Genomic DNA, 5199 nt, shown 5'->3' on the forward strand with positions numbered 1-5199 from the left:
AAAATCATGGATTTCACAGCCTTCCTTTTCGGGTGCTGGTTCCACTAGTGGCTATCGTCGATACTTCGCAGCGGCTCAAATTCGATGCCCCGATGCAAGGATCGGTCGCCGTGACGACATGGAGCGTAATCCGCCTCATAGCGGTGGCTATCGTCGTCGCCCTAATAGGGCACACCTTGACCACCTGGGGTCTCCGTAGCATCCGCCGACAATCGGGTGGATATGGCTGACCAGCTCTCACCTAAATCCGCCAGTACCTGGTGATGTTGGGGGTTCATCGACACACTGCTCGCCCGCACCACGGCACCGGTCCCCGGCGCCGCCCGCCCCTCGTGCCCAGGCGTCGCGTGCGCCGCGGCCGGTGCGGGTCCAGACCGCCAGCGGGCCGGGACGAACCCGGTCGGCGCGTCGTCGGGGCCCTTGCGCGCACTGGTGGCGTTGAGTTCCCGCAGGATCTCCACCGCCGCCAGCAGCTCGGCTGCCGCGGTGCCGGCGGCGAACCGAACGGCGTCGAGCACCTGCGGGGTGAACTGCCGCAGATACCCGTACGAGCCATCCAACGCGGCCAGGTGCCCGTGATCGCGTGGCAGCGGCGTAAAGCGGTCGACTGCGCTGCCCGCAGGCGTGTGGTCCCTGGCCGTCGACGCCGCCGGCGATCCCCGTGACAATGGTGAGGTCGCCGAACTGACCGGGCTGCTGCGCACCGGTCCGGACGAGGACCGGCTGGCCCGCGGACATGAGGATCATCGTCCGGCGGGAACGGCCGCATCCCGGCGCCCAGCTTTCTCTGTTCGAGCAGCATGAGGGCCACCGTTTTCACGTCACCGCCACCAACCTGCCGACCGGGCAGGTCTCGTTCTTGGAGGCCTGCCACCGGGTGCAGGCCCGGGTCGAGTCGAGGATCCGCTGCGGGAAGGACACCGGCCTGCGCCGGCTACCGTCCCAAAAATTCGCCATGAACAGCGTCTGGTGCGCCGCCGTCGGGATCGCCTGCGACCTGCTGGCCTGGCTGGGGCTGCTCGCGCTCGACGGTGACCTGGCGAAAGCCGAACCGAAAACGATCCGCTACCGACTGCTGCACACCGCCGGACGGATCATCCACGGCCAGCGGTCACCCTCGCGCTGTCCGCCCTGGACCTCCCAGGGGCGACGGGCCTCGCGGCCGCCACCACCGCAATGGTGGTCCTGCTCGCCCTGGTCATGACGGGCCGCGATCCCCTTCCGCTGACGCGCGTAGAAGGCGATCGTGGCGGGAGAACAGAACGGTGATGGCGCACCGGAGCTGACGGTACGGCCCCGACTGTCGCCTCGGCCTGCTCCTGACAGGCTGACCGGATCTCCGCATCAAGGCGCGTACGCCCCCAATCCCGACTGTGTAATATTGCATGTGATGGCATCAGGGTATGAGGGTCGTCGTGGACACCGCGGTGATGGTGGCGGCAATCCGCAGCGATACCGGCGCGTCCCGTCGGATGCTCGTGGCCCTCCTTGAACGTCACATTCGTACCGCTGTGGTTTCTGTTCCTCTTGTCATTGAGTAGCAGGCAGTCATGACCAGAGCTGAACATCTTTCGACGGCCCGCATCTCATCTGACGATGTCGCCACACTCCTTGACGCCGTGGTCGCCGTCACCGAACACGTTCGACTGGCGTTCCTATGGCGGCCGACCCTACGTGACCCGGACGACGACATGGTGTTGGAGACAGCGGTGAACGGCCACGCCGAGTGGATCGTGACGTTTAACAGGCGTGACTTTGGAACAGCCACCGAACAATTCGGGATCGGCGTCTGTACGCCGGCGGCAGCGCTGAAAATGTGGGAGGAACAGCTAGGAGACAGAGCAATTTTGCGCTTCGATTGCAGCCCTCGCTCTTGGCGGAGGCGCGCAAGGTTGCGGAGGCTGAAGGCGTTGCACTGAACCAACTCATCAACGTGGCGGTCGCGGAGAAGCTCTCCGCGCTACGCACCGAGGAGTACTTCCGGGAGCGTGCCGCGAGGGCTGGCATCCCCGGGGCCTTGGCCATCCTCGAGCGCGCCGGTGTCGGCAATTCGCCGGATGACGGCGACGAGCCGTTGCTCGGATGACAGTTGCGGGCTCCGTCAGCTCGGGCTGGTCAGGCCGGAGCAGGTGGAACGCGGTTTCGTCGTCTGGATGCCGAAGAAACCCTGACTGCTCCCGCACCGCTGGGCATCGCGTCGCCCACGGAAGTCGCCAAACTGGACGAGTGGCTACGCGAGATGGTCGCCTTCTGCTGACCCGCCGCAGCTACTACCGCGCCGTGCCGACAGAACCGTGCGGCACCGCTCGAACTGCCGCCCGGTAGGCGCTCATGAGGTGGCGGTGCACGTCCTCGCGTGGTGGTTCTAGGCCGAGCGCGAGAGCTCGGCGTACCTGGCGGCGGCCCCCACCTCGCCACGCCCTACCCGCGGAAGAGGGTGATGGTGCGGCCGGTGGGGCTGGTGGTGTGGGTGATGGTGGTGCGTCTGTCGATGGGTTCGGCGTTCGGGCGGCGGTCGAAGACGGCGAGGATGCCGGTGTCGAGACCGAGCCGGTCGAGATAGGCGTCGAGCTGGCCGAGGCCCTCGCGGAGGGGGTCGGGGTCACCCTGGCGCCATACCTTGAGCTCAAGAGCCTCGCGCTGCCAGGCCCGTGTTCCGTCCTTCGCGGGGTGGGGCCAGCGCAGGAGCAGGTCGATGCGACCGCGGCCGACACCGTACTCCCGGTCGACATAGCCGCCGCCGTTGACGACGCGCTGTAGGTAGGCCATGAGGACGAGATGAGGGCCGGCCTCATGGTACTGCTGGCGGGTGGTGAGAATATCGCCGTTGGCCGTCCAGAAGGCGGCGAACTCCGCCAGCAGGCGGGGGAAGTCCAGACGGCCGTCGGGTAGCGCGAAGGAGCGGGGGCGGGGCACGTTGTCGGTGTAGTCGAGCAGGCCGTCGGCGAGGACCCGGGCGATGACCTCCCGGTAGATGGGGTTGGCGACCTCGACGGGGGAAGTCTGGGTGATCAGGCCGAGGTCGCGGGCGTAGAGGACGTCATCGCTGAACGGCTCGAACACGGTGACGGTCCCGGCCAGCACCGGTTCCATGACCCGGCGAACCCGGGGCTCGGTGAGCTTGTCCGCCAACGAGTCCAGGTGGGTGGCCCGGGCGAGGATAAGCCGTTCCTTCGCCTGTTCCACATGGTCGACGGTGATCGGTGTGGACGTCGGGATCTGTATCTTGTCGACGATCTCGTAGGCGAGGGCATTGACCAGCCACGGTTGTCCGGCGGTCAGATGGAACGCCCGTTCCATCGCCTCTGGCGTGAATGTCTGCCCCGTCTCAGCCGTATGCTGGCCGTACAGCTCCCGTACCTCGTCAAGGGTGAAGTCCCCCAGTCGGAGCGATTCGATCTTGATGTTGAACGGGCTGGATGTTCCCAATCGAGACGGATCACCACCCGAAGCGACTTTATAGTCACGGACGTCGCGTAGACCGCACAACGCGACCGAGACGGGGAAGTTGTCGGGCCGGCCTCGGTAGCCACTGCGTAGCTGACTGAGCACACTGATCAGGGTCCGGCCTTGCAGCGCGTCGATCTCGTCGAAGAACAGCACCAACGGCCGCGGGCACGCCTGCGCCCACGCCCGCAGCGCCATGCCAAGCTGCGTGCCCTCCGACACCGCCGGCCACGGAGGTGGGCGTAGCCCGGCCGGGAGCGAGTCCTCGGCCGCCGCGCGGATCTCGTCGAGGATGGCGCGGGTGGCTGCACCGATGTCGTCCCCCCAGGCCCGTCCGGCTTCGCAGGAGGACAACAGGGCCGCATGCCGGCCGCTGGCGGTCAGCTCGGACGCGAGCGCCTGCAGAGCGGTTGTCTTCCCGGTCTGTCGTGGCGCGTGCACCACGAAACAGCTCTTGCGCGCTACCAGACGGGGAACCTCGGGCAGCCGAACCGACGCGGGGATCATGTAATGATCACTGGGCACGCACGGACCGGCCGTGTTGAACCAGCGCGTCATCGCCCACCTCCTCTGCGGCCACGGGCGCGGACGCGGGCCGATCACCGCTACTGTACGGACCGCGAGTCCACCTGCCGCCGGAACTGTGTGCACGGTCGGTGACCGTTCCTCGGGAGACTGGAGACTGCCGTACTGCCTCCGAGACGGGGGTGGGTGTGCAGGGCGTCGTTGACCGAGGCGAGGTCGAGGTCGTCGATGCGGCTCCAGGTCAGCAGCTCCACGGCCGTCTCCGCGCGGTGTTCGGCAAGGGGGCGGTGCAGGGTGTGACCGTCGTATCCGTCGAGTAGCGGGACCGGCAGATCGGCCATTCGCACCGCGATCGCGTAGGGCGACTGCTGCTGGCCCGGAAAGCCTGCAGGGCGAGGAACGCCTGACGAACTGCTGGTTGATCAGGCAGACGACATCCGGGGCGGTCCGCACTCCCGCGGTTGAACACACTGACACTTCATGCGATGATTGTCAGTATGTTGGACGAGCGCGTGGAGCAGATCCTCGACGCGGCGTACGCGTGCTTCACCCGACATGGAGTGAAGCGCACCACGATGGACGACATCGCCCGGGAGGCGGGGATGTCGCGCGGCGCCGTGTACCAGCATGTGCGCAACAAGGAGGACGCCTTCCGGCGCCTCGCGGAGCGGCTTTTCGATGCGGCCCTGGCCCGAGCCCGGGTGGACGTCGACACCGGCACTGATCTCACCGAGCGGCTCACCGCCGTGCTGACCGCCAAGCTCGACCTCGTCCTGCGCCTCTGGCGGGACAGCCCGCACGCCGCCGAGCTGCTGGGCGACAACGCCCGTCCGTCCGCCGATCTCGAAGCCGCCTACAGCGCCGCCATGCGTGACCTGCTCGCCGGCACCATAGCCGCCGACACCATAGCCGCCGACCTCGCTGCCGCCGACATATCCGCCGCCGACGGCCCCGGGGTCAAGGCCCTTGAACTGGCCGAGATCCTGCTCGCGCTCACCCGCGGCCTGGAGGCGGACCTGTCCGACCCCGACGTCACCCTGCGACGGCTGCGCCACGCCGTAGCACTGATCGTCGCAGGGCTGAGCCACACCCGCACCGAGATCCAGGAGACACCATGACCGCCGTGCTGATCACCGGGACGTCGTCGGGAATCGGCCGGGCCACCGCTCGGCGGCTGGCCGCCCGCCCCGACCTGACCGTCTACGCCACCGCCCGTCGGACCGAGAG

The 5199-nt window shown here is 67.6% G+C and carries 5 protein-coding genes and 2 pseudogenes; 4 read left to right on the forward strand and 3 right to left on the reverse strand.

Features of this window, described 5'->3' with window-relative positions:
* Window positions 1–374: 374 nt before the first annotated feature.
* Window positions 375–649: pseudogene (locus tag U9983_RS28185) on the reverse strand (hypothetical protein); the annotation flags it as partial.
* Between U9983_RS28185 and U9983_RS26045 the strand changes: the two are divergent.
* From U9983_RS26045 to U9983_RS26050, 3 genes and pseudogenes are all read left to right on the forward strand, one after another.
* Window positions 607–1204 (forward strand): annotated as a pseudogene (locus tag U9983_RS26045) (transposase); the annotation flags it as partial. The pseudogenes U9983_RS28185 and U9983_RS26045 overlap by 43 nt on opposite strands.
* A 346-nt stretch (window positions 1205–1550) precedes the next feature.
* On the forward strand, window positions 1551–1919 hold the full coding sequence (locus tag U9983_RS28190; protein ID WP_416211552.1) for a PIN domain-containing protein: 369 nt from the start codon (window positions 1551–1553) through the stop codon (window positions 1917–1919).
* The gene (locus tag U9983_RS26050; RefSeq protein WP_322756543.1) at window positions 1817–2086 is read left to right on the forward strand and encodes a toxin-antitoxin system HicB family antitoxin; all 270 of its coding nucleotides are present in this window, start codon (window positions 1817–1819) and stop codon (window positions 2084–2086) included. The genes U9983_RS28190 and U9983_RS26050 overlap by 103 nt, the downstream gene beginning before the upstream one ends.
* Before the next feature lie 335 nt (window positions 2087–2421).
* Here the strand turns inward: U9983_RS26050 and U9983_RS26055 are convergent, their stop codons facing one another.
* The gene (locus tag U9983_RS26055; protein ID WP_322756544.1) at window positions 2422–4005 is read right to left on the reverse strand and encodes an ATP-binding protein; all 1584 of its coding nucleotides are present in this window, start codon (window positions 4003–4005) and stop codon (window positions 2422–2424) included.
* A 47-nt stretch (window positions 4006–4052) separates the two neighbouring features.
* Window positions 4053–4313, reverse strand: a complete 261-nt coding sequence (locus U9983_RS26060; protein ID WP_322756545.1) for a hypothetical protein — start codon at window positions 4311–4313, stop codon at window positions 4053–4055.
* Between the two features lie 156 nt (window positions 4314–4469).
* On the opposite strand from U9983_RS26060, the gene U9983_RS26065 reads away from it, so the two are divergent.
* Window positions 4470–5090, forward strand: coding sequence for a helix-turn-helix domain-containing protein (locus U9983_RS26065; RefSeq protein ID WP_322756546.1), 621 nt, complete (start codon window positions 4470–4472; stop codon window positions 5088–5090).
* The last annotated feature ends 109 nt before the right edge of the window (window positions 5091–5199 follow it).

The sequence above is a fragment of the Protofrankia sp. Cas3 genome (genome assembly GCF_963555955.1).
Taxonomy (GTDB): domain Bacteria; phylum Actinomycetota; class Actinomycetes; order Frankiales; family Frankiaceae; genus Protofrankia.

Excerpts from the sequence above, each read along its gene's own strand:
- U9983_RS28190 (WP_416211552.1), top strand. The coding sequence starts at position 1,551 with ATGACCAGAGCTGAACATCTTTCGACGGCCCGCATCTCATCTGACGAT.
- U9983_RS26060 (WP_322756545.1), bottom strand. The coding sequence starts at position 4,313 with ATGGCCGATCTGCCGGTCCCGCTACTCGACGGATACGACGGTCACACC.
- U9983_RS26055 (WP_322756544.1), bottom strand. The coding sequence starts at position 4,005 with ATGACGCGCTGGTTCAACACGGCCGGTCCGTGCGTGCCCAGTGATCAT.
- U9983_RS26065 (WP_322756546.1), top strand. The coding sequence starts at position 4,470 with ATGTTGGACGAGCGCGTGGAGCAGATCCTCGACGCGGCGTACGCGTGC.